Below are 1,756 nucleotides of genomic sequence, written 5' to 3'. Positions count from 1 at the left end.
CACCTGCCGGGCCATCTGCCGGTAGGTGATGCCGCCCGCTTCCTGACGCAGCTTGCGCAACTCGAACGCAAACCGCTGCACCGGCCCCAGCCCCGGATCGAGGTCCGCCTCCGGACGCCCCATAGCGCTTCCCTCCCCCGTGCCGTCCGCGTGAGCAGCAGCGGCGTCTCATCCCAACCGGGCTTGTGACCTGCTTTGTTTCACGCCCGGGACACGGCTGTGCAACAACCCCCAGCCCGATGAACTCGATCCAGGACGCCCCCAGCGGCCGCCCTGACGGAGAAGCGGGCTGTGCGAACCGCTCCGGTTCACATAGTCCGTGGACACACGGCCCCAATCGCAAAACACCGCAATGACTCAGAGGGGAACATCATGCGCATGCGACGTGCACTGGTAAGCCTGGCCCTGGGAGGTGTGCTCGCCCTCGCTGGCACAACTGTGACGGCCCAGGCGGCCGAGCCCGCACCGGCACCGAAGGTCTCGGCCAGCGAGACGAACGTCGGGATCATGAGCTGGCGCTTCTGGGCGGCCTACTGGACCCCGGAAGCATGCGTCGCTGTGGGAGATCAGAGCGGCCGCAACTGGAAGTGCGAATACAAGAGGGGCACCGACGGCAAGATGAAGTGGTTCCTGTACCTCTGGTACTAGTGCCGCATCAGGCAACGTTCGCCCTGTCGTGATGTGTCGCCCACTTCCTGCGCGAGGAAGCATCGGACGGCCAGAATGATCAGGTGGCTGAACGCGTGCGGGTTCGGGAGATTGATGACGACGAGGGCAGGCGGTTGCTGCGGATCATCCGCATCCTGCTCCGCGAGGAGGGCGTCTCCGGCGCGCCGCCCCCTCGATGCGCCAGGCCGGCGGCGGCGCGATCGTCAACGTCAACTCCATCGCCGGCCTCGCGGCCGCACCGGGCCTCGTCGCGGACAGCCGCGCCGTCCTCCCGCTTGGAGACCCTGCGCCGCCCCGCTGCCCGGTCGCTAGCCCTCGGTGTTGCTCAATCGTGCTCAGCACTGCCCACGGGAACCTCTGGTGTGGCTTGGGTTCCGGTCCAGCAGCAGGGCCCTCGGCCGGCGCGGGTACCGGCACTGTCGCCGTGCCCTGCGCCGAGACCTTCAGGCGTCATGGGCCCGGGTGAAACCGCCCGCAGAGTGGTCATGTTCGAGCGCAACTGCCCCGGCCAGCACGCCGGGTTCGCGGACCAACGCCTCGAGGGAGGCAGATGAGGGTAGGGATGAAGGAGTTTCTTGTTGTGGCCATTGAACGACAACGAGTGGCAGTACGCGCTTCTCACGGAGGACGTTGCCCCGCGGTACCGCGGTGGCCTCACTCCTCCGGGGACGAGTGTGGCGGGGTCGGTGTGATTGTCGTGGCCGGTTGTCGCAGCAGTTGTTCGATGAGGCGTTCCTTGGCCAGGGCGAGGTGGCGCCGGTAGGTGCCGTAGGGCACCCCCAGTCGCCGGGCGGCGGCCTTGTGGGTGCGGGAGGCCGTGAGGTAGGTGGCGGTGAGAGCCTCGTGGGCTTTGACGCCCGCGGGGTCGATCTGCAGCGCGTCGAGGGCGGTGAGGATGGCGCCGCGCAGGTCCGCGGCCGGGTCGGGTGAGCCCGGCGGCACGAGATGGGAGTGCAGCAGGACGCTGGTGGCGAATTCGCGGGGGATCTGCCAGGTGCGCAGTGCCTCGAGCACGCCTTCCGCGAACGCGGCGCGCGCCGGCTGGTCGCCCGGGCCGCTCGCGGCGGCGGTTGCGGGCCATGTCGCT

2 protein-coding genes and 1 pseudogene are annotated in these 1,756 nt (G+C 69.0%); 1 reads left to right on the top strand and 2 read right to left on the bottom strand.

Translation table 11 applies throughout. The features are described 5' to 3' along the window. A pseudogene (locus OP79_RS58835) lies at positions 1–123 on the bottom strand (helix-turn-helix domain-containing protein); the annotation flags it as partial. Positions 124–378: 255 nt separating this feature from the next. On the opposite strand from OP79_RS58835, the gene OP79_RS48865 reads away from it, so the two are divergent. Continuing rightward, positions 379–648 (top strand): hypothetical protein, encoded by a 270-nt coding sequence (locus OP79_RS48865; RefSeq protein WP_157857551.1) that lies wholly within the window; start codon positions 379–381, stop codon positions 646–648. A gap of 675 nt (positions 649–1,323) precedes the next feature. Here the strand turns inward: OP79_RS48865 and OP79_RS48860 are convergent. Continuing rightward, positions 1,324–1,756, bottom strand: a 433-nt coding sequence (locus tag OP79_RS48860; RefSeq protein WP_033329695.1) for a sigma-70 RNA polymerase sigma factor region 4 domain-containing protein, incomplete at its 5' end; no start/stop codon positions are given.

The organism is Streptomyces yerevanensis, assembly GCF_000716805.1.
Lineage (GTDB): Bacteria > Actinomycetota > Actinomycetes > Streptomycetales > Streptomycetaceae > Streptomyces > Streptomyces flaveus.
This window is presented reverse-complemented; position numbering and strand designations above follow the sequence as displayed.